Genomic DNA, 22,941 nt, shown 5'->3' with positions numbered 1-22,941 from the left:
TACATATATTCATCATTTATGATTAAATCTGCTGCTATTCATGCTCCGTTAATGCTTGTTCGGCCAGTCTGAGATCAAGCGCGGCCTTACAATCGGCAAAGGTCTGGCGAGCATCTTTCAGATAGGCCAATCCCTGATCGTATTTCTTGCCCTTCGCCTTATCCCATTGCAGCAGCATCAAGCCATAATGATAGAGTGTGCGGGCATATTCCAGGCGCATTCCACATTTGCGGAAGGCGCGCATAGCCTGCTCAAAGAAATGCTCCGCCTGCTCATAGCGATGCTGGGTGGCGAGAATACAGCCCTGTAATCGTTGAGCACGTATCACCAGCCATGTTAGCTCAGATTGCACAGCCTCTTCCTGTGCCTGCTGCGTTTGCTGATAAGCCAGATCCAATTCATCTGACAATAAGTGGGCTTGTGCCAACAATAATCTTCCCTCAATTCTTGTCTCTGCCTCTATGCCTTCAAGAATCAAAAAGTGCTTCAAAGTCTTTTTTGCTTGCATAAGCATTCTCGCCATTGCTTTGGATTGAGCCTTCTCGCTTTTCTCCTCGATTCCCAACACTAGAGCTTGACTGATACGAAGATTTCCAAGCGCCACCAACGCCATTCCCGCATAAGGGGTTATGTGCATATCTCTACTAATTTTTAATGCTCGATATAAGGTTGCTCTTGCATCATCAAGCTTATTTTGCTCCTGTAACAAGATAGATAAATACGTACACCAGGGGCTTACCGAGGCAAGCTCATTAATATCCTCAGCCAGAGTAATTGCACGCCTGTATTCATTCTCTGCTTCAGCTAAGTTAGCTGTACGCGCATCTAATATGCCTATATTACCTGTAATAAAACATAGATTAGGAGTATCCCCAATTCTCTCTGCAAGATTGAGTGCGCGACGCAATACAGCATTAGCCTGAGTATACTCAGCTTTTCTCAAATAAAGATCACCTAGATTACAGCAAGTATGTGTAATGTCTCTTGGCCTTTCATTTTGCTCAAAAATAGCTAATGCTGCATCAAAATGTGATAAAGCCTCACTTGTTTGCCCTGCTCCATTTGCAATCATACCTAACAATACATAAGTGCGTCCTAAGTTCACCGTATCATCCACAAGAATTCGTCTTATTCGTGTCAAGTTGCCTGCAAATTCCATCCTGTTATTTTGATGTACGCCTTTCTCTTCAAATACTCGGAGGGCTTCATTTGCTGTAATATGAGCGTTATCATAATTCCCTTCTCGCCAGTTTACATAGCTCTGCTGATAAAGCAAGTATGCCCAGGCCGGGCCGTTAAGGACACCAACGTTCTTTAGTGTCTGTTCGCTTTGTTGGTAGTATTGCTGTGCTTTGGCGTTATTACCTGTGTCGTACCATGTCAGACCTATTTCACAAGAAAGCAAAGCTTGAATCTGCGCTTCCTTTTGGGGATCAACAGATGGGTTGTTTTGCTGGCTATGTACGTTGAGAGCTTTCTCATAATAGTCGCGGGCATCATCGTACTTGCCTTGAACTCGAGTACACTCACCCAGAATCTCTAGCAAATACGCATAATGTTGGGGGTCGTCGGTTCTTGGGTCTACGTGCTCGAATGAGGTTTTGTAGTATTTCTCGGCGTCAACGTAGGAGGAGAGCGAGTAGGAGTGGTTGCCTGCTCGCTCGGCGAAACGGGCGATGAGGTGCGAGGCGGAACCTCCCTGCACGAGATGGTGCGTGATGGTGGCGGCTCCCTCGTCTTCACGATCCCTATAGACGTGCTGGAAGATATCGGCGGCACGGCGATGCAGGCTGGCCCGTCTCGCAGCCGAAAGCTTTTCGTAGAGGTGATCGACCAGCAAGGGGTGCCAGAATTGATAGGTGATGCGCGTTCCCACACCCTCTTCTGTAAGCATCCCAGACTTGAGCGCCTCCTCCAACAGATCAAGCACAACATCTTCATTGGAGCCGGGCGTCATCGCCTCCATATCGTTAATGACGGGAAACTCAAACGAATTGCCCAGCACCGCCGCTTTGTTGAGCAACCGCAGACAATCGGGGCTGAGACGGTTCAGGCGCAGATCCAGCACAGCGTTGATGGTCGCCGGGAGATCCGCCCCCTTCTCAAGATCGAGCAGGTTAGATGTGCCATTTGACGAAGATGAGCCGTTGCCGTTGCTCCCCTCAGCCGGTAGGGTGATAGTGCGCGCCAGCTCTTCCGCAAAGAAGGGGTTGCCCGCCGCACGGTCGCGAATATGTTGCACCAGCGGCTCAGATACACGCGAGGCCACGTGCGATGAGATATGCGTCACCAGCGTACTGATCTGCTCGTCGCTGAGTGGGTGCAGCGGCAGCGTCTCCACTGCATGCTCGCGTTGCAGATCAGTGAGCAGCGGACGCAGAGCGTGACTGGGCGGTAATTCGTTGTCGCGACAGGTTCCCACAATGACGATAGAATGGCCGTAGATGCGGCGTGCAAGATAGGCCAGTAGCTCACAACTGCTCCCATCAGCCCATTGCAGGTCGTCGAGCGCGATCAACAACGGCGTGCTTTCGCTAATCAGGGTCAGCAGCGCGTGAGCCGCCATCCAGAGGTTGAGTTGTTCCTGTTCGGGCGATTGCGGCGTCGAGAACGAAACAGGCGGCAGATAATCATAGAGTTCAGGCAGCAAGGCACACAACGGCTGAAATACCAGCGGGCGGCGGCTCAACTCCTGACGCTGCCACGCTCCCTGCGCCATCGCCTTACGCAACACTTCGGTCCAGAGACGATAGGGAATGCTCCCCTCCTGCGCATAGACACGGCTCCACGCCACCGCCCAGTTGCGCCGCTTGGCATCGCGGCTCACCTCTTCGGCCAGACGCGTTTTGCCAATGCCAACATCGCCCATCAGCAGCATACATTGGGCGCGGCGCTGTGTGCTATCAAAGGTCGTGGCAAGCGTTTTGCGTTGCGAGAGGCGGAAGCGTGCGGAATGCTCAGTGGTCAGCACCATATTGCGCAGGACGCCCAGTTCTTCTTCGCGTCCCACCAGCGGACTCTGATGAGCACGACCGATCTGAATTACCACCGCCTCTGTGCGCACCTCACGCCTCGTCTCGGTCTGCGTTGCCATCGAGGATGCCGGGACAGTTGGAGAGGTGCCACCGGAGCGCAGCGCCTCATAGATGGCCCTCGTTTCCGGTAGCGGTGCGATGCGATACTCCTGCTGTAAGACCTGGGCCAGACGCTTATACGCCCGCAACGCCTCACCACGACGACCCAGTTCGTACAGCAGCTTCATCAACCGCTGCACTGCCGCCTCATTGGTGGGATCGACGGAAAGCAGGCGATCTAACGGCTCGATGGCGCTGGTCAGGGCATCGCGGTCGATGCGCAACCGGGCGAGATCGAGCAACAGACCGATCCAACTGCGTTGCAACGACTCGCGCCGACCCATAGCCCACTCAACGCGGCGCTCTTCCGGCAAGAAATCACCACCATAGAGGGTCGCGGCTTCATCAAGCAGGCTCTCCTGCTTGCCCAGATCGTCCGTCTCACGTGCCTGGGCCAACAGATGCTCAAACGCATCGGCATCCACCCAGACCTGCGATTGATCGGCCAGAACCAACTGCTCGCGCTCGGTCAGCAGAAAAGGCGAGGTGGCGGGACGGTTGCGCGACGGCTCAAAGAGCTGGCGCAGGCTATAGACTGCACGATCCAGACGACTTGCCGCAGTCTCCAGATCGAGATCAGGCCAGAGCGCGTCCATGATCTGCTCGCGTCCCAACTTACGGCCCGTGCTACTGACCAGGCAACCAAGCAGCGCACGCACGCGCTGATGCTGCCAGGCCGAATCGGTCACAGTCTGCCACTCGGATGTCGTGCGGCTTGAGCGACGTTCGAGACGAAACTGACCCAGCACATAAATACGAATAAGCGCCTGCTCCTGTTCCTGCTCGTGCAGCGGCACAGGGGTTTCGCGCTGACCCTCCATCGACGCCTGCACATCGGGCGGCAAGTTTTTGCCAACATAGGTGCGGGTCGTCTTTCCTTCGACCGTCTGATATGCGTACCAGTAAGGACCATGACCCGTCCCCTCGCGGCACTTCCGGCAGCGGGGTTTGCCACAGTAGCTTACCTGTTGATGATACGTGATTTTGCTGTTCATCCCACACGCTCCTTTTTCTCGCAGGGGCGCAATTTATAAGCCTGGCAATCGCACATTTCTATTCTATGATATACACCACATGTTTCGTAATTGCACGATTTATCACGCTCGTCCCGCTCCCCATCTCTGTTGAGAAGCATCGGCGCGATAAATCAAACGTGGAGAGTTATTTTGTTAGAGCTTATTGCGCGTAAATAAAACGCAAACCAGGACTTATAAACGGCGTCCCTGCGAAAAACATCTCCTTCGCCCCAGAGTATACAATCAACGACACAAAACGTCAGGCGCACAGTACATAAGTTGCTGTCACAATATGGACAAAATATTCTCTATTATACCAATGCTCTTCTTCGCTTCGCAAACCTCTTCATTCTTCTTACTATGTGCACTGAGCGCGGCAGAACTCCAAAAAGAGCATGCAAGTGCAGCACCATCGCTGTCAAATAAGCTACAGAGTGCTGCCGGGATACGGTTAAGTTACATGCGCTCTAGAAGCGCAAAAGGGAAAGACCACTAAAATGAACGCAGAGGAATTCCCGAATTAGCAGAAGCTACACGATTGGGCTACTGCCAAGCCCAAAGGCTCGAAGATGGGCGCTGTCCGCACAATGTTCGCCTTCTCAGAGTTGATTTTAAGGCATAAAAGAACGCTCTGGCTTGCAAAGAGAGATTACAGAAGCCAGAGCGTTCTTTTGTGATAATAAAGGGTTATTTGTCAACAGATGCCAGATAGTCAAACAACTTATCCGCGATAGGCGAACCCCAGCCTGTTGCAAGATCCCAGCCTTCTGTGGCCTGATAACCTGGAATAGGCGATTGGGCGTTATCACCAACCGTTACATCATGGAATACATGAGCATAGGCATCCTTATCCTGGGCGAGCTGATAAAGCTTGCTATTCAATTGTTTAATTGGATGACCTGCATATTGGAATGCATCAGCCAGGAAACCAGCCCAGATCGGTGTGCTTCCACTGGAACCGCCGAATACATAATAGCCGTTCCCTGGACTGTCCTTATCTGTATCGAGGAAACCCATGTAGATCGGTAAGCCAGTATCAGGGTCGGCGTCAGCAGAAACATCGGGGATTCCACGATAGCCTTTGAGCGTCTCAAGGACGGACTTTGGCAGATTGGCATTCTGGTATTCAGGAGTTTTGAAGTACTGGCTGATGCCGCCTCCACCCGCCGCACCTACGCCTTGATTCCAGACTTTTTCAGACTGATAATTACCATCAGCATCTGTAGAGAGACTGGTGCCCCCAACCGCTGTGGCCCAGGGCGAGGAAGCCGGGAAATTAACGGTGGGAAATGGATAAGTGTGCCCCTTCTCATCGACATTTGCAGAACCGCTATCACCGGCTGCACTAAAGAAGGTTGCATCATCCTCCTGCACAGCCTGTTTATAGAAGGTATCAAAATCGTTGAGGACTTTTTTGCCCTCAGGAGTAAACAGGGTATTTTCGGTCGCAGCCCAGCTCTGGGAAAAGATTTTATAGTGATGCTGGATAGCATATTTTTCCAGCTGTAGGAATTCTGGTAGGCCCTGTGTCCCTTGAGTCTGAGCAACTGGACTGGTCATGACAACAATATTGGCACCAGGGGCCATTGCGTGTGCCCACTGCACATCGAGCGAAGTCTCCAGCGCCCAGCCAATGAAACCATGCGTTTTAGGATCAAAGGGCACCGAACCAAGTGGCGCGATTTGCTCGAAGGACGGGGGATCTGGCAATCCATAGTCTTTGTCGAACTTTTTCAGATCCTCCAGGGCGGTAGGGCTGCCGAACGATTCGATCAGGGCGATTGTTTCCCCTTTTCCAGTAATACCGCTATCAATAGCAGAAGTCAGGCCATACGCTTTGCGAAGCTCTTGTGGACTGTAACAATGAATATGCCCTTCAGCCTGACAATCAGCATTGGTCGGGGCTTTGGCGAGGGGACCGAGGATACCACCATCTTGGACCGTGTTCATATGGCCTTTGAATGAGTATCCAAGCACTCTCAGTTGATGTGCGCTCGCAGGCGTCCTCGCCAGCGGTATCAGACTCCAGAAGAGCGCGACAACAAACGCCAACGGAACGAGTTTTCTGACCACAGTATCTACAGGTGATAACATCTAACCTATCCTTTTTTGAACATATGGTTTCCCGTCACGATAATGATCCCTATATGCTCATACGCCTTACCGTATGCTAAGACGCCGACATGACTGGAAGACTGTACAGAATAGAATCCATTTTTGAGATCTCATAGGGTAATCGCAACAGAGACGAAAACGCAACATATGATAAGATTCCATGCATTCAAGATATTTCACCCCAGGCTCAAAATAATTCTTCCGTCCCTGTCAAAGAGCGCACAGGATAAGAGTTTTTGCCTATCTCTGCCAAAAAATTTGGTGTTATCAGTAAAATGGATAGTGGGAAGATTTTATGGTAAAAGTCTTTCCTGGCAAGAAAAAGCAAAAAATACATCGTGTAGGGCCGAAAGAGAAGTGAGGAATGAAACCAGTAGTCATGTTTCCGTGGAAGATGTCTGTTTTTGCAAGTCTGGGGCTGCTTTGCAGTGTTGTTGCATTTGTGTTGCTGATGCCCACAATCTCCACCTCAGCTTCAATGTCCACAACCATCAATGGTGCTGCCGGGTGCCGGCATTTCGAGCAAGATTTTCAGATTGCAGGCCCGAGTGGCGGCCTGACACCTACGTTGATTAAATCAAGTGGATGCAATGGAGGCGTATGGGTGCGTTTCACGAAGAAACCTTACGATATGAACGCAATGGTCTGCCTCATGAATATGGGAGCTGTTACAAAATGCGAGAGCCAGCAGAACTGGTTTAGCCCGACGCCATTCACTGATAACACCCAAAAAGAGGTGGATACCATTCCAGCCAACACGGAATTCGCCGTGATGTTTACCGCAGACGGGGCAAGCGAGCCGAAGGGGACCGGCCATATCGTCATCGATTACTAGCCACTACCTATTTCTGACTCAACGATAAGAGCAAGGGTCTTTCTCAACCACCGGGCAAGGAACTCGTCCCTGACAAAAACAGGGGTACTTAGAACAAGGAATAATTCTCGCGATAAGAGGAAAAGTCAGTTGTAAAGATAACGTGCTTCTCCTCTTATCACATTATTGCAAGGATAGATCAGGGCTATTGCATACAAAAATACAAAAAAGTCTTTCCTGAATCGATCAGAAAAAGAGGTGGATTACGGTGCAAAGGGAAGAACCATTGATGAGAATTATCGCAACCCCCGACGAAGCTCACGCCGTTGAAGATGCCATCATCCATTATATCGATTACATCAGTCATATGCCTGAAACGACGAAAGAGCATGAAGAGGCCACAGAACTGCTTGCACGCTTTCAAAAACGGCTTATGCTCTCCTTACCACAAGTAGATGAGGCAACCACGTAGCCCGGATCTAATCCGCAACATGTAACACAATACGCCCGTGCCCATGACCGTTCTGACTCAACGCATGGGCGAGAGAAGCTTCGCGCAACGGGAAGATGTGCGCGATGGTGGCTTTGACCTGCCCCTCGTCGATCAAGTGTGCAATGGTCTGCAAGAGCTGTGTAGAGGGAAAGGGCAGCGAGGCCGTGTTTTTCATCGCACGAATTCTTAGCGCTCGCGCTTGGTCCTGAGATGGCTCCTCAAGCAGCGAGACCACGATTCCGCCCGGTTTCACTATCTGCATAGAGCGTCGCAACACATCGCCTCCTATCGTGTCCAGCACCACATCCACATCGCGCACTACCTGCTCAAATGGAGTGGTCGCATAATCAATCACCCTCTCCGCTCCCAGAGCAGCTACAAACGCTTGATTGGCAGAGGAGGCGGTGCCGATCACATGCGCGCCTCTGTCTCTGGCGAACTGGACGGCAAAAGCTCCCACACCGCCAGCTGCTCCATGAATCAGAATGCTCTGCCCGGCTTGTAACTCCGCACATTCAAAGAGCGCAGTCCAGGCCACCGTCGCACCACCTGAAATACTCGCCGCCTCCGCAAAGCTGAGCGCTTCAGGTTTGAGGGCCAGCGTTTCGGTAGCTACAATTGTATATTCAGCGTATCCCCCATTGTTGGTGCGACCAAAAACCGCCTGCCCCTTCTGAAATGTCGTGACACCCGAGCCGACCTGCTCAACGATTCCGGCAAAAGCGCTTCCAGGGATATAGGGAAAGGTGGCGGGCATATAATTCCGAAAGGTACCGCTACGAATCTTCCACTCGATAGGCAGGACTCCGGTCGCATGTATCTTCACCAGCGCTTCGCCCTCTTTCGGCACAGGGCGAGGCACCACCTCCAGTTGAAGCTGCTCCGGCTCGCCATATTGATGAACACGTATCGCCTGCATCACTTCATTTGCCATATATACAAATATCTCCTTCGCATTTTGTGCTTTTCACACAAATACTTTACCTGACCTCAGCACAAAAGCCTATGTACGAAAGGACAGGAACTTATAAAACCTTAGTACAGGTCAGGAGGATCTGACAGGATAGATAAAACATTTCTATGGTATTGTTTTGGGACAGTAGCGAGCAAAACTTGGACGAACCTGTCCAGATGGTCAGTTGACAAGGTATCTATTTACGGACGATACTACAGAGTAAAACAAGGTCGCTCCTTACTAATTATAAGCAAGTGAGAAAGAGGAGCGTTATTCAAAGGACTAATCGATGGCAATTGAGAAAGATTTCTTTCGACAGGTGATGGGTCGCTTTGCTACTGGCGTTACAGTAGTCACAACCAAACATGAGGAAACATTGGCGGGATTGACGGTGAACGCGTTTTGCTCTGTATCGCTCAATCCACCACTGATACTTGTGTGTATTGATCTCAACAGCCAGGCCATCCCGCTCATCCGTGCAAGTCAGTCCTTCGCCGTAAATATGCTCACTGCCGAGCAAGAATATCTTTCGCGCTGCTTCTCGACGCATTCTGAGGAGCGGTTTGACCGCTTTTGCCACGCCTCCTATCACACCGCAGTTACAGGGGTACCCATTCTTGACGGCTCGCTGGCTTTTATTGACGCACGTATGACAGCCGAATATCCGGGCGGGGACCATGCCATTTTTGTTGGTCAGGTGGTGGCAATGGGCATGGGAGAGCATGCAATTTTCGCGGAAGAGACAGATAAGGCGATCTCGACATTACCACCTGCTGGCATGAATGGATCGAGCGACGATATTCCGCCACTCGTCTATTACAAGGCACAATATCGGCATCTGGGGCGTGCATATCATCATCCCAGCGAGATAGAACCAACCGAGCATGCAGAAAAGCATGGGTAATGTATCTCTGACAGAGAGGGCCTCCGCGCTCACTCTTCTCCAGCAGCGCCTCCTTGCCTGCCGCCTCTGTCAGGAGCAGGGATATATTGCCAGAGCACACCCGATTGTAAGCGGACAGGTGGAGGACCAGCTCTTTGTGATCGGGCAGGCTCCCGGTCATCGTTCCGTCGCTCAGGACAGGCCATTCAGTGGACCGGGGGGACGCATCTTGCAAAAGTGGCTCGAACAGGCCGGATTTCCCCCTGGCTATCTTCATGAGCATACCTATCTTAGCTCGCTCACTCGCTGCGATCCGGGCAAAAATCCGCGTGGAAACGGTGATCGTCGCCCCTCGCTGCAAGAGGTTGCGCTCTGTCGCCCCTATCTCGAAGCAGAATTGCGGCTTGTCCAACCCAAAGTGGTACTGCTGGTTGGCAGTATGGCAATAGAGGCATTTTTTGGCAAGGGGAGGTTGGAGGATATCATCGGCACCTATCAGGAGCGTGACAGCATATTTTTCCTGCCGCTACCGCATCCATCAGGTGTGAGCCGCTGGCTCAACGCGCCAGAACATCAGCAATTATTGCATGCAGCCCTGGCGCTGCTGGCGAATTGGCGCACAACCTATTTTGTCTAATATAGCTGGATCGTCTTATGAGTGGGCTTGCGCCCTCCACTCATCGGCAAGCAGCGAGTAGCTCGCCATATCGACCATCTGACCATTATGTTCCCAAACCTGGCGGCGAATCCCTTCAAAGGTAAAACCGAGTCGCTCGGCCACGGTGTGCGACCGTACGTTCCTGACATCGGCCTGAAGTCCCACACGATTTAAATGGAACAAGTCAAACGGATAGCGCAGCATGGCTCTCAGGGAGCGTGTCATCAGTCCTCGCCCGGCAGCTTGCTGACCAAGCCAGTAGCCGACCTCGGTTGCGCGTATATGGTGATCAATGGGGAAGAACAGAACGCCACCAACCATCTGATCGTTGAGCCATATACCAACCCAGGGCAGACCATCTTCGTAGAAGCGCGTGATACCACGTTTGATAAAGTGCTGCGCATCACCTTCTGTCTGCATCTCGTTCGCCCAACCAAGCCACTCGCCAAGATAGGCGCGATTCTCCTGCACAAACGTCAGCAATTCTGGAGCATGCCACATCTCAAGTATGCGTAACGAAGCACCATCGCCCAGATCGTAGGTAAACATGAAAATCTTCTCCAAATGATAGATAAAAAATAAAATATGCCTGTCATGAAAATAAGGTAGGCAAGACAAAAGAAAGCAGCAGCGTTACGCTACTGCTTGGTCATAAAGGATAAGTGCTAGCCTTCCTGATTAGCTTTGTTATGCATATGATACTCGTGTACGCCACGCTTGAGCGTTCCCAGGGCAAGTGTTGCACAAGTTGGCCTTGTCATGACCAACTCTCTACCCAAATCGTTAATGAGATCCTCAAAGCTCATCGCCTCGATCTCTTCGGGCGTCAATCCCTGCACAAGTTCTGTCACATATGAGGCAGCTGCACGACTGATGGTACAACCTTCGCCCTCCCAGGCGACCTCTTCAACCTTGCCATCAGCACCAAAGCGCGCCTGCATCGTGATTACATCGGCACATCCCGGATTGCCACCGCTCAGGCTCACGTCAGGGTTTGCGAGAGGAGCATGGTTGCGCGGATTTTCGTAGTGATCCATTAAAAAATCTATCGCCTCTTGACGATCCATCAGTTTTCTCCTTCACATTTCAGCGTCTACTTGCTACTCAACAGCTACTTCTCAACGGGCAGACCAGCGATATTGCCCCATTCGGTCCAGGAGCCATCGTAGTTGCGCACACGCGGATAACCGAGCAGCTTTGCGAGCACAAACCAGCTATGTGCCGCGCGTTCACCAATCTGACAATACGTAACTACCTCGTTATCTGGCGTGATATCCTGACAGCTATAAATCCGCCGCAACTCCTCAGCCGATTTGAAGGTGCCATCTTCGTTGATTGCGCTGTTCCAGGGCACGTTTCTGGCTCCTGGGATATGACCACTGCGCTGCGCCTCCTCGTGTGAATATTCCGCCGTTGGGGATAGCTCGCCCGCATATTCCTGCTGCGAACGCACATCAAGCAAACGGCGTCCGGGATTTTTCAGGCCAAAGATCACATCATCGCGAAACACACGGATAGTCTCGTCGGGAGCCTGCGCGTGGTAGACACAGGCTTCGTAATGCGGAACCTCTCTCGTCAGCAGGCGTCTTTCCGCCTCCCATTTCGTACGACCACCATTCATCACTTTTATTTTTGTATGACCATACATGCTAAAGAGCCAGAACGAATAGCAAGCATACCAGTTATTTTTATCACCATAGAAAACCAGCATAGTGTCATTGGTTATTCCCCAGCGGTTCATTAATTGCGCAAATCTCTGCTGGTCAATAAAATCACGATTGATATGGTCCTGAACATCCACCTGCCAATCAAGCTTCACGGCACCAGGAATATGACCAACTTCATATAATATGACATCTTCGTCGGCTTCAATCAAGCGAACAGCGGGATCGGAGAGATGCTCTGCAACCCAATCAGTCTCTACCAGCACGTCCGGGTACGCATAACCAGATGACGCGCTCAAATACTCTCCCGTCTCAGCGCTGGCTTCAGTCTTTCTATCAAAAATGGCCGTTCTAATGTCAGCCATACACAACTCAATCCTTCCTGCAAATTCTTATGACATCACGCACAGGCGTCTTATGGTCTGTGAAAAGTGAATAGGGAGTAAAATGAAAAACCTGAAAGAGTGTTCCTCTTTATTCAGGTTGTATGATGATATTCTACCCCGCAAGTCGGATTTAAACAAGGGTCTTTGTACCACCCTGACACAACAACAGTAAACGCTCTAATAGCCCGGTATTACGTAATGCAACTCGGTCGTTATGCACAGCTAATTCTAGAGCATATGGTTGGCCTACTAAAACGCAAAAACGCTTTGCACGTGTGATAGCAGTATACAAGAGATTACGCTGCAATAGCATGCGATGTTCTCGAAATAATGGCAGCACTACCGCCGGATACTCGCTCCCCTGGCTCTTATGGACGGTCACGGCATATGCCAGCACCAGTTCATCCAGTTCATGAAAATCATAGCTCACCAGCAGCGGCCCGGCATCTTCTAGAAACTCGACATTGAGCGTAGAATCGTCGCGATTGATACGGCGAATCCAGCCCACGTCGCCGTTAAAGACACCTTTGTCGTAATTGTTGCGCGTCTGCATGACCTTATCGCCAACCCGGAAGAGCTTATCCCCCCACTCTATCTGGGCAGCTGCGTCGGGATTGAGCCGCTCCTGGAGCTTCTGATTGAGGATGCTGACGCCGACCGGCCCCTTGTACATCGGCGCGAGTACCTGAATGTCCGTCTGGGAATGGAAACGATAACGAGCGGGCAGGCGACGCTGCACCAGATCGAGGATCAGTTGTTGAGCGCGTATGGGATCTTCTTCCGCCATAAAGAAAAAATCGCTGGTCGCTTCGATCTTCATTGAGGGCATATGCCCACTATTGATGCGGTGAGCGTTAACGATGATCTTGCTCTGCTGGGCCTGACGGAAGAGTTCGGTCAGCCGCACGGTGGGAATCGCCTCGCTTTTCAAAAGATCGCGCAAGACATTGCCCGGCCCCACAGAGGGCAATTGATCGGCATCGCCAACGAGCAGCAAATGAGATTCAGATGGAAGCGCTTTTAAGAGATGGTAGAAGAGCAAAATATCGACCATCGAGAACTCATCGACAATCACAAACTGATGGGGCAGCGGGTTATGCTCGTTGCGCTGATAACTATTATCGTGCGGCGCATATTCGAGCAGGCGATGCAACGTTTTTGCCTGCAACTCGGTCCCCTGCGTTCCGGTGGCCTCGGTCAGACGCTTAGCAGCTCGCCCGGTAGGTGCCGCCAGTGCCACATCGATCTTGCGTTTGCGCAACAGCAGCAACAGCGCCCGCAGCGAGGTCGATTTGCCAGTGCCGGGTCCACCAGTCAGGATGCATACCTTCTGCCCATACGCCATTTTAACCGCAGTTTGCTGCTTTTCGGTCAGGTGCATGTTACGCCTCTGCTTGAGCTGGCTAAAGACGTTTTCCCACAACTGCTGAGGTGCAGGTGGCAAACAGCTCTCAGATTGCATCAGACGTTTCAGGAGGCGCGCAGAACCGCTCTCTCCATACCAGAACGGACCATAATAGATGCGCTGGGCAGGGATCGCCACTTCATCGTCATCGTCCTGAGCAAGTTCGACCTCCTGAGTATCGACGGGCGCGGGTTCGATAAAGATTTCGGGATCGTTGCGCGACTGCTCTATCGCTGCCAGTACGGTTGCTTGAGGAGCCTGGAGAATATCGGCGGCGCGGCGCACCAGATCGCGCTCCAACAGGAAGCAATGCCCATCCTCATTCGCAGCTTGCGTCAAGACATATTTCAGGCCGGAGAGCAAGCGTGGCAAGCTGTCAGAGGGCAGGCCCAGCTTGATGGCGATATCGTCGGCGGTACGAAACCCGATGCCATGCACGTCCTGTGCCAGTTGATAGGGGTTCTCGCGAATAACAGAAATAGACTCTTTGCCATATTGTTTATAGACGCGGGTTGCGACATTGATCGAAACTTCATGCGATTGCAGAAAGAGGTGCAACTCTTTAATTTCGCTCTGTTCGGCCCATGTTTTGATGATCTGATCGCGATCCTTCGCCCCGATCCCTCTGACCTCACTGAGACGCTCCGGCTGCTGCTCGATAATCGCTAAGGTTTGCTCGCCAAAATGATTCACGATCAATTGCGCCTTCTTGGGTCCGATCCCCTTAATCAGACCGGAGCTGAGGTAGCGAATGATGCCATCGGTGGAGGCGGGAAGGCGCTGCGTAAAGCTAGCGACATGCAACTGGCGGCCATAGCGCGGATCGTTCTCCCACTCGCCCTCGACGGTCAGCAACTCTCCCACGTGAATGCCAGGCAAGGCACCAACAATGGTGGTCAGATCATCGCGAAACAGCCGTCCACGATCATTGAGGCGAAAACGCGCAACCGTATAATGATTATCTTCATTCCGAAAGACAATACTCTCGACAGATCCTTCAAGTGTTGGCATACTGACCTGTTCTCTAGAATAGACGCTCTCTATGTACGCTCAATTGAGGATGAGGAACCTTGAGATGATGTTGTTTCCCCCAAACCTCCAATATCTTGTTATTCTTTCTTTTGCCTGACGTTGCGGTCACGAACTAGCTTTATAATACTGTGGAATGCCCGTTCTTGTCCAGGTTTCGTGAGCATACCGCTCGATCTCGTATCCCCGTTGACAGCCATCTCGCCTCAGTGATATAAAGCTCACGAGGCAAGCGATGGATGCTCTGAAAGCCGAGAAAATCCCGTCTGTTAGCTGGTCGAGGCTTGCCCGACGAGTTGCTTGTATGTAAGGAGGAGAGAGCAGCTATGGAGTCTTATCGTTTCGGATGTACGCCTGTCTCAGCGTACCGTAAGCCCCTTTTGAGAGCACTGATGGAACTGGGCGGGTCAGCTCACAAGAACAAGGTCTTTGACCGTGTGGGTGCCATCATGAAGGATACTTTGACAGAAGACGATTACCAGAAGAATCATGAGTATCCCTACAGTCGCCGCGTCCGTCGCGGTGAACACATCCAGTGGCGGCAAAATGCCGCCTGGCAAAGTCATAAAATGGTGGAAGAGGGTCTCTTGAAATCGACTTCCCCAAAGGGTGTCCTCGAAATCACAGAGGCTGGCCGTTTGACATTTCTTGAGATAATGGCATCGAACACCTCCTCGCCTGAAACAGAACAGCCATGAACGCTGCCATTCTTTCCACTTCGTAAGAACAGAAACCAGCACAACCCGGCAGATCTTCCTCGTTGAAGAACCTGCCAGATATATCATTTGAAAATTCCAAACTAGCTCTGCTGCTCCCGATCACGTTGGCGCGCGGGGATGAGCGCGTTGGCCCACCATAACAGCTCGGTCATCATCCCGCTGTATGCTCTCTCAAGAAATGCCCCACCGGGCGAGTCAGGCTGATCGGCAATGTGAGGAACCACACCAGGAACAAGCGAGATACCCATCTGTTCGCGGATGGGCACCATCTTTAGCTCGACCAGCACCAGACGTAACTGTTCTGCTGCTCGATACCCTGCGGACATGCCGCCGTAGCTGACAATGGCACCTGGCTTATGCACCCATTGCATATAAAGATGATCGATGGCGTTCTTGAGAACCGCCGAATAGCTATGATTGTATTCGGGAGTCACAAAAATAAAGCCATCAGCTCGATCAACCTGCTCGGCCCATTGCGCGGCTTCGGGCGCGATAGACCCACGTGCTGGCGAGGCGGGAGAATCAAAGAAAGAAAGCGGGATTTCACGCAAATCAACAAACTCGAAGGTCGCATCGGTACGCGTTGCCAGCTTATCTCTTAGCCAATCAACGACGACTTCACCTCTGCGCCCCTGGCGCGTACTCCCAAACACGACTAAAATATGCGGTTTTGTACTCATCAATACTCCTACATGAACCCATTCTGTATTTACTTCACCTTACGGCTATTATAGTTTACTCTCCCTTCTCCGGGATGCACAACATCATCATCGACGCCCATCGAAACAATATGCGTGGGGGTGATTCTCAGGATATCAGGCGCGAAGTCCTTTACGATCTCCTTTCCTCCCTCTGGAAACGCCTGGACGGTTCCTCGCACCTCAACGAAGCGCGGTCTCCAGGGCGGCAAGACATCATCGACAACGAAGGCCACACGCCCATGACGCACCGCCTCGCGATATTTCTTGCTTGGCACAATATTCATCCCGCCAATATCGATGCAATCATGCTCTGGATTGTAGCGAAAGCCAACGGGGACGACGTGCAGGTCTCCCCTCTCGTTGGTCGTCGCCAGCCTGCCAAGGCGCTGGCTCTGCAAATACTCAATTTCTGCTGCCGTGAATATACTCATCCTTTTCCCTTTCCTTCCTGGATAGAGCAGGCACATCCTTCTCATCGGGTCAACCTGTCAACTCTTCTTTCCTAATTATGCTGGACACACATTCTTGTGTTCATCACGTTCTACCTGGGCATCATCGCTATCTTTAGCACTTCCCTGGCCCTTGTCCTGCGCATGCTGGAAGTATAAACTATATAGTCGTCTATAAGGTCAAGTCTTTTTGAGGAGGAAAACCGATGTTAATCAAAGAACTGGCAGAAAGGACAGGATTAACGCCGCAAACGATCCGCTTTTATGAGAGAGAGGGCTTTCTCGATCAACGCTATATACGGCGCAGAGCCAATAATTATCGAGACTATACCGAGGATGCTGTGCAATATCTTCTACATCTCAAAGCTGGTCAGGCATCAGGGTTCACGTTAGCGGAACTCAAAGCATTCTCCGATCCAGAGGCGACCGGCGGCTGGACAACTGAACAGCAGCTTGCGTTTCTACACCAGAAGATCGTCGATATCAACCACAGAATAGCGCAATTGGAGCAGATGCGAACCCATATGACCGATCTCATGCATGCGAAAGAACATGGCACGATGTGTCCCCGGCAGAAAGCGGAGAGCAGGTGAAATATATGCAGAACTTTATAATGAGCGCACTATTTCGAGACACCGCCACCCGCAGTAGAATGGCGGTGTTTTGCCGCTACTTGATGAAGATGTGATCTCTCCATGACACACCTCACCTTAGCGGTTGCGCTCAGCACGGACAAAGAAAAACGTCCCGATGCAGAGAAACAGCGTGAACAGCACAGCGATGATGATGAGATTGAATATTGGGTGCATGAGCAGCACATCTGCCGCCTCTGGTCGCCCTGCATAGAAGACGCCGCGCATGAGATCGACGGCATAGCGCATCGGTGTGATCCTGGATAGGATATCCAGATACCAGGGCAACGAACGCACCGGCAAAAAGATGCCAGCCAGGAAAAACTGTGGAAACATCAGAAAGGGCATCACCATATTGGCCGTTCTCTGGTTGCTAAAAAGCGAGACCAGCAACACGCCAAAGGCACCACCAAGCAGACAGCTAATCAGCGAGACGGGCACAATAAAGAGCAGCGTGGAGAACGACATCGGAACATGAAAGAGCAACACGCCCACCAGCACAAGCACGACGCCCTGAACCAGTGCCACCAGCGATTCGCCAAGTATCTTGCCAAAGACAATGGCATAGCGCGAAATGGGGGCGATGAATAGCTCTTGAGTGAAGTCGTTCTCCCGATCCTCGATCAGCGACATCAAACCGCTCATAGCAGTCTGAAACAGCGTCATTGCCAGCAGGCCGGTCATACTAAATGTAATCAAACTATAATGCACGGCACTACCAAAACTGCTCTGCATCGGCCCTGCCAGCCCGCCGATCAGAATAAGAGGGAGAATCAGCGAGAAGGCCAGGCGCATCGGTTCGCGTACAAACCGTGTAACATCGCGCCCCGCAATGGTCAGAATAGCGTTCCATGTGATATTGAGCCGCCTGCCCTGATTCGTCTTCTCGTATATGGAAGAGATGCTCATAGTGTTGTCTCCTAGTCTTCTTGTTTGATGATTTGTAAGTACGCATCCTCCAATGTTGGCGTATGCGTCTGTACCACGCTCAATGGGGTCATAATCTTTTTGAGTAATTGATGAATATCGCGACTCTCAAGCACTAGAGAGAAACGATCGTCCTCTTTAAAAGCAATATCCAGTTGTTGTAGCTCGGTGCGGAGCTGCTCGCGGTCCGGGGCATCGATAAAGAGCATCGGCTGCGTCAGTTCGGTCTTGATTTGTAGCGGCGTGCCAGCACTCACAATCTGGCCGCGATTGATGATCAGGACGCTATCAGCACCCTCGGCCTCTTCGAGGTAGTGAGTGGTCAGGAAGACTGTCGTTCCGCTCTCCGCGCGCACCTGGCGCAAATGGTCCCACAGGCCGCGACGACTCTCCGGGTCAAGGCCAGTTGTTGGCTCGTCCAGAAAAAGAACGGCGGGACGATGCAGCAGACTGCGCACGATTTCAAGTTTGCGCTTCATGCCGCCCGAAAAACCCTTGACTGGCTTAAAGAGCACATCTTCAATCCCCAGCAGTTGCGCCAATTCCTGCACCTGGGCGCGGTACGCCCGGGGCATTAAGCGAAACGTCGGGCGATAGGGATAAAGGCCGTAGAGGGTGGCATGCAGGCGCACATTCTCCTCAGCGGTCAGATTGAGATCCAGGCTGGGTTTCTGGAAAACGATACCGATCTGGCGGCGAATCTGATGCGATTGCGTTTCCAGATTGTAGCCAGCGATACGCACAGTGCCAGAGGTCAGTGCGAGGGTCGTTGTCAACATCGAAATGGTCGTCGTCTTGCCAGAACCATTTGGCCCCAACAGCGCGAACAGCGCCCCCGGAGCTACTGAAAACGAAATGCCGTCGACCGCATTTTTCTCCGCTTTTTTGTAGCGCTTAACCAGATTCTCGACGGTAATAATAGGAGTAGCCGGCATCACTTGCGCGGCGTCGTCAGGTAATATCAATAATTCTTGAGACATCTTCGACACGCATAGCCTTTCCAAACAAACAATAAACAATGAAGAAGATCTATTTGCTTCTGTGGAAAGTGTAGTGCAAAGATGGATGAAAGCACATCATCCTTTCTGACGATAGTGCGGATGATTTTTGCCAGGGCTGCCTCTAGAGCAGATGCAGGTTGCGAGCGGCGGCACTGGCAGCGTGGCGATTGTGGACTTGCAGTTTGCGATAGATGCTCTGCACCTGGGAGCGCACGGTATTGACGGAGACGACTAGTTCGCGCGCAATCTCAACATTGGAAAGCCCGGTCGCAAGCAGGCGCAGGACTCTCTGCTCCTGCATAGAAAGCGGTTCATACGTCTCCACCACAACAGGGTGCGAGGATTTGCTGGCTACAGGTGCAACAGCTTGTAGGATGGTCTGTGCATAGCCGCGCAAGGGCTGGGCACGCAGCGAGGGCATAAGATCTTGCAAGAGTTGCAACAAGCTCTCGCCCTCATCGAGAAAGAGCCGCAGATAGCCACCAATATAGCCCAGCTTCAACGCCTCCAATAACATCTGATGCGCCTCCTCCCTGCGCGAACAAGCGGCGTACACCTGCGCGAGGAGCAATCTCATCTGAAGCACGCTACGCCCACGTCCAGCGGCCAGTGCTGCCGGAAGCAGATCGTTGAAAGCAGCTATCGCCGTTCCAGTGTCTCCTTGAGCAAGCAACAGGCGTGCCCGAAGAAGCGCTCTCTGCTCCCGAAAAACAAAGGGAACATCCAATTCATGCTCAATCGAACCCTCCTGGCTCTGTGCAGCAGATCTCTCGGGATCAACAGGCGCTTCAATCAGGAGTGGATTTGAAGCAGGAGAGACAGGCTGCTCTTGATCGAGGAAATCATGCACCCAGTCCTGGGCAGTGGCGTGATCTCCGTGTGCCTGAGAGAGCCGAACCAACCAGCTTAGCGCCTCCTGATAAAAGAAGAGAGAGAACTTATCCGAACGAGAGCGCAACTCTGGCAGCAGCTTTGTTAAACGTTGAATGGCCGCTTCCGTCTCCCCCTCAATATGCCGGATGCAGGCCAGAACCAGTGTTATTGGCATCTCAAGCACTTCCTGGGGGATTGTCGGAAACTGCTTGCCCAGATCAAGGGTTGCCTGAATCTGCTGCTTCACCATCGCCAGATCATTCCACTCGTAATATATTTGCGATAGCCCCAGGCGTGCACCAAGAGAGGCAGGGCGATTCTCAGGCAGGTTGGTATTGTCGAGAATCATACGAAAATATCTGAGCGCTTGATGCAGTTCACCCTGCACAAAACAGATTATGCTTAATAGCAGCATGATACCTTCAAGGATGTGAGGGTCGCCCGTTACTTGCCAGGATGTATGCATTTCTTCAAACAGAGAACGCGCATTGTTGAATTGACCATCCTGAAGCGCATCGATTCCCAGCGTCCCCAGGCTCATCCCGCGCCACAACGATTCGCTCGCAGGCAACAAGGATAGCGCTTGCCTGGCATCAACAACCGCCTGCCTACGCTCTCCACGCTCATAGTTAAAAAAGGCGCGAAACGCGGCGATCTGCCCCAGCCCGACCAGATTTTCATCAGCACGCCAACGTTCTTCTGCCCTTTGAAGCAGCGCCTTAATACGCACCGGGACCATCGGATCGGGGCGCGGCCCTTCGCGATTGAAAATCAGCGTCACAGCATAATTCAGGCACAGCGTCGGCGATTGCGTGAGGATAGCTTCGGGCAATTGTACCAGCCAGCGATGGAGTGTGTGATATTCTTGAAGCTTCTGCAAACGCGCCCCCTGCACATAGCGCTCGATCAAGTCGGCAACACGTTCGGTTTCTTTGCCCTTCAAGCCAGCTTCAATGGCATCAGCCAGAAGACCATGCTCTTCAAGCCAACCACTGGCGATGCGCGCGAGCCGGATTAGCTCATCTTCTCCCAGGAGACGGCGTGCCTCGTGCTGCATCGCATCTGCAAAGAAGGCATGATAGCGATACCACTCGCCGGAGCCATCAAGCGCTTCCAGAAAGACGTTCGCCCGCTCAACGGTCTCTAGCAGCACAGCGGCATCCTGCTGGCCGGTAACAGCAGCACAGATAGAGGCATTCAGACGAGGTAACATGCTGGTGAGTAGCAAAAAGCGCTGAAGCGGCTCCGGCTGCGTGCGCAACACCTCAGAGACGAAATAATCTCGAATGGATCGATGACTCCCACGAAAGGTCGAGAGCGCATATGCGATCTGCTCCTGCGTTTTCTGCCCCTGCAAAGCGAGAACTAGCAGGCGCAATCCAGCAACCCAGCCCTCTAGATGCATGTCCAGCGCCACCAGCACATCTGGCGAGAGCAAAAAGCCAAGCTTCTGTTGCAGAAACGCCGCACTCTCTGCCTGTGAAAAGCGTAGATCAGCCACCTGAATCTCGTTGACCTCACCGCCTGCACGCAGCCGTCCCAACGACAGTGCGTGTTCAGAGCGCGTCATCAGCAAAATATGCAGCGTCTCCGGCAAATGGGCAAGGCAGAAATTGAGCGTTTCGTGGATGAGCGGCTCAGAAATGACATGGTAATCATCCAGCACAAGCAGGTGGTGCCGCTTCTGGCGCCCAGCAGCATTCAGGAAAGAGATCAACACATTTTGGAGAGATGGCATCTGCAAGAGCGAAAGGAGCAGGGGAGGCGTATAATGAATAGCAATAGAAGACCAGGATTGGCAGGCGGTAAAGATGCAGCTCCAGAAGCGTGCAGGATCATTGTCGCCCGCATCCAGCGAGACCCACGCCACCTCAGTAGTGAGATCGCGTGTCGAGAGCCAGGAGTTGATCAGCGTTGTCTTACCAAAACCAGCCGGTGCACAGAGCAGCGTCAACTTATACGAGCGCCACGTATCGAGCCGCTCAAACAACTGTGGACGTTCGGCCACTTCGGGAGCAAGTCGAGGAGGATGCAGTCTCGCTTCTAACAATGGCGGCAGCGGCGTTGCAGATGAGTGGTCATCTACTTCCTCTGGCCCGCTCTGTTCATGAGTGGGCATCTGAGGGAATGACGCATCCGTGCAGCGCTCCGCCACCTCCTCTAGGCGCAGAACAGAGAGATCGTTTGTGCGGCCAATATAGTGCTTGATGGTTCGCCGCTGCACCGAACGATACGCATACCAGTAGGCACCACCACGCTGGATGGTCTCTTTGCGCATCGTACAATGGACGCCAGCGCGACTATAAAACGCAAACGACGTGATACCATCGAGCCAGGCAAACCAACCAGTTTCGCCCGGCATCAATCCAGGTAGAATCGCGCTATCCGCTGCTCCAACCTCATAACGCTGCTCTTCTGGCGACCAGCGAACAAAATAAGGCGCTCGTCTCGGCATCCATGCTCCTCCCCGGCATTGGTTATTATTACCAGATCTTCATTCTCGGAGTATCCACGAAATTATCTGGGCGCTCCCGAATATGGCAGGATGCACCAATCATTACCTAAAAGTACGGTTTCTCGACGAGTATATCACATAGAACACCTTTAGGTAATACAAAGATGATGCGAACAGACATAATTCGTTTCAAACACTGTATTAGTGAAACTTATCTCAGCGAGGGCCGTGATACAAGTGTGGAAAACACAACAAGGAGGTTCTTATATGAATTATTCTCCCCGCACCCGTCTCTTGCTTGAGGTATCATGGATGCTTGTCTCAATCGTGCTACTGGTCGTTGGCTGGATCACATACAATCAGGAACATATTCTCTGGTCTCTTCTCCTCATCATCTTCGGCGCATGCTTCCTGCTCTACTCGCTCGGCAGTGCGATTTTTTACTGGCGCTTTCATCGTAAAAAGCCAACAAAAATATAGCTGAACGGCGATCCAGAACAGTGGCAGAGAAGCGCGATTGAAGAGCTGATAGAGAACCGATTCGCTCGCAAGCGTAGAGAAGATAGGCTAAACGGTTGTGAAGTGAGGCAACCTGGGTTATAATGTCTTCTGTAAGAGTTAGAAGAAACGTT

19 protein-coding genes are annotated in these 22,941 nt (G+C 52.0%); 7 read left to right on the top strand and 12 right to left on the bottom strand.

Features of this window, described 5'->3' with window-relative positions; genetic code table 11:
- Positions 1 to 34: 34 nt before the first annotated feature.
- Together K3T83_RS34870 and K3T83_RS34865 are read right to left on the bottom strand one after the other, a co-directional pair.
- On the bottom strand, positions 35 to 4,129 hold the full coding sequence (locus tag K3T83_RS34870; RefSeq protein WP_220207519.1) for a DUF6788 family protein: 4,095 nt from the start codon (positions 4,127 to 4,129) through the stop codon (positions 35 to 37).
- A 708-nt stretch (positions 4,130 to 4,837) separates the two neighbouring features.
- Complete coding sequence (locus K3T83_RS34865; protein ID WP_220207518.1) at positions 4,838 to 6,244, bottom strand: S53 family peptidase; 1,407 nt, start codon at positions 6,242 to 6,244, stop codon at positions 4,838 to 4,840.
- 385 nt (positions 6,245 to 6,629) lie between these two features.
- On the opposite strand from K3T83_RS34865, the gene K3T83_RS34860 reads away from it, so the two are divergent.
- Together K3T83_RS34860 and K3T83_RS34855 are read left to right on the top strand one after the other, a co-directional pair.
- Positions 6,630 to 7,100, top strand: coding sequence for a hypothetical protein (locus K3T83_RS34860; protein ID WP_220207517.1), 471 nt, complete (start codon positions 6,630 to 6,632; stop codon positions 7,098 to 7,100).
- Between the two features lie 268 nt (positions 7,101 to 7,368).
- Entirely contained in the window at positions 7,369 to 7,551 is a 183-nt protein-coding gene (locus K3T83_RS34855) for a hypothetical protein (RefSeq protein WP_220207516.1), read from the top strand.
- Positions 7,552 to 7,558: 7 nt separating this feature from the next.
- Here K3T83_RS34855 and K3T83_RS34850 read toward each other — a convergent pair whose 3' ends face one another.
- Entirely contained in the window at positions 7,559 to 8,506 is a 948-nt protein-coding gene (locus K3T83_RS34850; protein WP_220207515.1) for an NADP-dependent oxidoreductase, read from the bottom strand.
- Between the two features lie 310 nt (positions 8,507 to 8,816).
- On the opposite strand from K3T83_RS34850, the gene K3T83_RS34845 reads away from it, so the two are divergent.
- Both K3T83_RS34845 and K3T83_RS34840 read left to right on the top strand, forming a co-directional pair.
- Positions 8,817 to 9,431 carry a flavin reductase family protein gene (locus tag K3T83_RS34845; protein ID WP_220207514.1) on the top strand — a complete coding sequence of 205 codons (615 nt, stop codon included), beginning with the start codon at positions 8,817 to 8,819 and terminating at the stop codon, positions 9,429 to 9,431.
- Complete coding sequence (locus K3T83_RS34840; RefSeq protein WP_220207513.1) at positions 9,424 to 10,047, top strand: uracil-DNA glycosylase family protein; 624 nt, start codon at positions 9,424 to 9,426, stop codon at positions 10,045 to 10,047. The genes K3T83_RS34845 and K3T83_RS34840 overlap by 8 nt, the downstream gene beginning before the upstream one ends.
- A 15-nt stretch (positions 10,048 to 10,062) precedes the next feature.
- Here the strand turns inward: K3T83_RS34840 and K3T83_RS34835 are convergent, their stop codons facing one another.
- The 4 genes from K3T83_RS34835 to recD2 all read right to left on the bottom strand — a co-directional run bounded on the left by K3T83_RS34835 (position 10,063) and on the right by recD2 (position 14,534).
- Complete coding sequence (locus tag K3T83_RS34835) at positions 10,063 to 10,617, bottom strand: GNAT family N-acetyltransferase (RefSeq protein WP_220207512.1); 555 nt, start codon at positions 10,615 to 10,617, stop codon at positions 10,063 to 10,065.
- Positions 10,618 to 10,733: 116 nt separating this feature from the next.
- Entirely contained in the window at positions 10,734 to 11,135 is a 402-nt protein-coding gene (locus K3T83_RS34830) for an iron-sulfur cluster assembly scaffold protein (RefSeq protein ID WP_220207511.1), read from the bottom strand.
- A 44-nt stretch (positions 11,136 to 11,179) separates the two neighbouring features.
- Positions 11,180 to 12,097, bottom strand: coding sequence for a sulfurtransferase (locus tag K3T83_RS34825; protein WP_220207510.1), 918 nt, complete (start codon positions 12,095 to 12,097; stop codon positions 11,180 to 11,182).
- Between the two features lie 151 nt (positions 12,098 to 12,248).
- On the bottom strand, positions 12,249 to 14,534 hold the full coding sequence (gene recD2, locus K3T83_RS34820) for an SF1B family DNA helicase RecD2 (RefSeq protein WP_220207509.1): 2,286 nt from the start codon (positions 14,532 to 14,534) through the stop codon (positions 12,249 to 12,251).
- A gap of 344 nt (positions 14,535 to 14,878) precedes the next feature.
- Between recD2 and K3T83_RS34815 the strand changes: the two genes are divergently transcribed.
- A complete protein-coding gene (locus K3T83_RS34815) occupies positions 14,879 to 15,250 on the top strand; it encodes a winged helix-turn-helix domain-containing protein (RefSeq protein WP_220207508.1) in 372 nt (123 codons plus the stop codon).
- Between the two features lie 101 nt (positions 15,251 to 15,351).
- Here the strand turns inward: K3T83_RS34815 and K3T83_RS34810 are convergent, their stop codons facing one another.
- Together K3T83_RS34810 and K3T83_RS34805 are read right to left on the bottom strand one after the other, a co-directional pair.
- Entirely contained in the window at positions 15,352 to 15,951 is a 600-nt protein-coding gene (locus K3T83_RS34810; RefSeq protein WP_220207507.1) for an NADPH-dependent FMN reductase, read from the bottom strand.
- Positions 15,952 to 15,980: 29 nt separating this feature from the next.
- The gene (locus K3T83_RS34805; protein ID WP_220207506.1) at positions 15,981 to 16,403 is read right to left on the bottom strand and encodes a PPOX class F420-dependent oxidoreductase; all 423 of its coding nucleotides are present in this window, start codon (positions 16,401 to 16,403) and stop codon (positions 15,981 to 15,983) included.
- A 224-nt stretch (positions 16,404 to 16,627) separates the two neighbouring features.
- Between K3T83_RS34805 and K3T83_RS34800 the strand changes: the two genes are divergently transcribed.
- Entirely contained in the window at positions 16,628 to 17,014 is a 387-nt protein-coding gene (locus tag K3T83_RS34800; RefSeq protein ID WP_220207505.1) for a MerR family transcriptional regulator, read from the top strand.
- A gap of 117 nt (positions 17,015 to 17,131) precedes the next feature.
- Here K3T83_RS34800 and K3T83_RS34795 read toward each other — a convergent pair whose 3' ends face one another.
- The 3 genes from K3T83_RS34795 to K3T83_RS34785 all read right to left on the bottom strand — a co-directional run bounded on the left by K3T83_RS34795 (position 17,132) and on the right by K3T83_RS34785 (position 22,309).
- Entirely contained in the window at positions 17,132 to 17,962 is an 831-nt protein-coding gene (locus K3T83_RS34795; RefSeq protein WP_220207504.1) for an ABC transporter permease, read from the bottom strand.
- Between the two features lie 11 nt (positions 17,963 to 17,973).
- Positions 17,974 to 18,960 (bottom strand): ABC transporter ATP-binding protein, encoded by a 987-nt coding sequence (locus K3T83_RS34790; protein WP_220207503.1) that lies wholly within the window; start codon positions 18,958 to 18,960, stop codon positions 17,974 to 17,976.
- 142 nt (positions 18,961 to 19,102) lie between these two features.
- Positions 19,103 to 22,309 carry a winged helix-turn-helix domain-containing protein gene (locus tag K3T83_RS34785; protein ID WP_220207502.1) on the bottom strand — a complete coding sequence of 1,069 codons (3,207 nt, stop codon included), beginning with the start codon at positions 22,307 to 22,309 and terminating at the stop codon, positions 19,103 to 19,105.
- Between the two features lie 267 nt (positions 22,310 to 22,576).
- On the opposite strand from K3T83_RS34785, the gene K3T83_RS34780 reads away from it, so the two are divergent.
- Entirely contained in the window at positions 22,577 to 22,789 is a 213-nt protein-coding gene (locus K3T83_RS34780; RefSeq protein WP_220207501.1) for a hypothetical protein, read from the top strand.
- The last annotated feature ends 152 nt before the right edge of the window (positions 22,790 to 22,941 follow it).

The sequence above is a fragment of the Reticulibacter mediterranei genome (assembly GCF_016587455.1).
Note: the sequence above shows the minus strand (reverse complement) of the source record. Positions and strands in the feature narration are given on the sequence as shown.

Excerpts from the sequence above, each read along its gene's own strand:
- K3T83_RS34815 (WP_220207508.1), top strand. The coding sequence starts at position 14,879 with ATGGAGTCTTATCGTTTCGGATGTACGCCTGTCTCAGCGTACCGTAAG.
- K3T83_RS34840 (WP_220207513.1), top strand. The coding sequence starts at position 9,424 with ATGGGTAATGTATCTCTGACAGAGAGGGCCTCCGCGCTCACTCTTCTC.
- K3T83_RS34865 (WP_220207518.1), bottom strand. The coding sequence starts at position 6,244 with ATGTTATCACCTGTAGATACTGTGGTCAGAAAACTCGTTCCGTTGGCG.
- K3T83_RS34810 (WP_220207507.1), bottom strand. The coding sequence starts at position 15,951 with ATGAGTACAAAACCGCATATTTTAGTCGTGTTTGGGAGTACGCGCCAG.
- K3T83_RS34800 (WP_220207505.1), top strand. The coding sequence starts at position 16,628 with ATGTTAATCAAAGAACTGGCAGAAAGGACAGGATTAACGCCGCAAACG.
- K3T83_RS34855 (WP_220207516.1), top strand. The coding sequence starts at position 7,369 with ATGAGAATTATCGCAACCCCCGACGAAGCTCACGCCGTTGAAGATGCC.
- K3T83_RS34830 (WP_220207511.1), bottom strand. The coding sequence starts at position 11,135 with ATGGATCGTCAAGAGGCGATAGATTTTTTAATGGATCACTACGAAAAT.
- K3T83_RS34795 (WP_220207504.1), bottom strand. The coding sequence starts at position 17,962 with ATGAGCATCTCTTCCATATACGAGAAGACGAATCAGGGCAGGCGGCTC.
- K3T83_RS34870 (WP_220207519.1), bottom strand. The coding sequence starts at position 4,129 with ATGAACAGCAAAATCACGTATCATCAACAGGTAAGCTACTGTGGCAAA.
- K3T83_RS34790 (WP_220207503.1), bottom strand. The coding sequence starts at position 18,960 with ATGTCTCAAGAATTATTGATATTACCTGACGACGCCGCGCAAGTGATG.
- K3T83_RS34785 (WP_220207502.1), bottom strand. The coding sequence starts at position 22,309 with ATGCCGAGACGAGCGCCTTATTTTGTTCGCTGGTCGCCAGAAGAGCAG.
- K3T83_RS34850 (WP_220207515.1), bottom strand. The coding sequence starts at position 8,506 with ATGGCAAATGAAGTGATGCAGGCGATACGTGTTCATCAATATGGCGAG.
- K3T83_RS34825 (WP_220207510.1), bottom strand. The coding sequence starts at position 12,097 with ATGGCTGACATTAGAACGGCCATTTTTGATAGAAAGACTGAAGCCAGC.
- K3T83_RS34780 (WP_220207501.1), top strand. The coding sequence starts at position 22,577 with ATGAATTATTCTCCCCGCACCCGTCTCTTGCTTGAGGTATCATGGATG.
- K3T83_RS34845 (WP_220207514.1), top strand. The coding sequence starts at position 8,817 with ATGGCAATTGAGAAAGATTTCTTTCGACAGGTGATGGGTCGCTTTGCT.
- recD2 (WP_220207509.1), bottom strand. The coding sequence starts at position 14,534 with ATGCCAACACTTGAAGGATCTGTCGAGAGTATTGTCTTTCGGAATGAA.
- K3T83_RS34835 (WP_220207512.1), bottom strand. The coding sequence starts at position 10,617 with ATGTTTACCTACGATCTGGGCGATGGTGCTTCGTTACGCATACTTGAG.
- K3T83_RS34860 (WP_220207517.1), top strand. The coding sequence starts at position 6,630 with ATGAAACCAGTAGTCATGTTTCCGTGGAAGATGTCTGTTTTTGCAAGT.
- K3T83_RS34805 (WP_220207506.1), bottom strand. The coding sequence starts at position 16,403 with ATGAGTATATTCACGGCAGCAGAAATTGAGTATTTGCAGAGCCAGCGC.